Origin of the sequence: Afifella sp. IM 167 (assembly GCF_020144925.1) — a bacterium.
In the GTDB taxonomy this organism is placed as follows: domain Bacteria; phylum Pseudomonadota; class Alphaproteobacteria; order Rhizobiales; family Afifellaceae; genus Afifella.
This window is the reverse complement of record NZ_NSLC01000043.1, coordinates 1-500: the sequence shown is the minus strand read 5'-3', so window position 1 is coordinate 500 and position 500 is coordinate 1. Positions and strand designations below refer to the sequence as shown.

The window sequence follows — 500 nt, the reverse complement described above, 5'->3', positions numbered from 1 at the left end:
GAACATCAACCATCGCGCAGATCTGCGCCAAGGAGAGCGAGCGTGGTAGCTCCGCGATCAGGTTCATCAGGATCAAGCGCAGGCGCACTGTGGGATCGCTTTCCTGCTCCAAGTAACTGCGGAGCACGGTTGGATTCGGAATGTCAATGCGACGAGTGCGGGTCATCTTCATCACCTCCGATAATATCCTGATTCACTGACTCAACTATAGAACAAAATGCTAGGAACTATATCGAGAATAACGTTCCTGCCCGAATTTCCTTGTGATCGGGAACCGGAACTGTGATAGTACTTCCCGGGACCTGCTTTTGCATTACTATGTGACTTCCTCGTTGGCGCGCTTTGATGAATCCGTGATTTTCAAGGATTCCACAGATTTCCTTTCCGGATAAGACCTTCAGCTTAACCGACTGCTACCTCAAGTTGGGTTATATAGACTTCTTGTTGCAATCGCTCGCCGACTTCCGTTGCTGAAGCCGTTTCGAAAAAGAGCTCTAGAG

Annotated in this window: 1 protein-coding gene; it reads right to left on the bottom strand. The window is 49.4% G+C overall.

Going from position 1 to position 500, the window contains the following annotated elements; all coding sequences use genetic code 11:
• Nucleotides 1-227 precede the first annotated feature (227 nt).
• Nucleotides 228-377 (bottom strand): type II toxin-antitoxin system HicA family toxin, encoded by a 150-nt coding sequence (locus CLD20_RS20480; protein ID WP_224408443.1) that lies wholly within the window; start codon nucleotides 375-377, stop codon nucleotides 228-230.
• Nucleotides 378-500 lie beyond the last annotated feature (123 nt).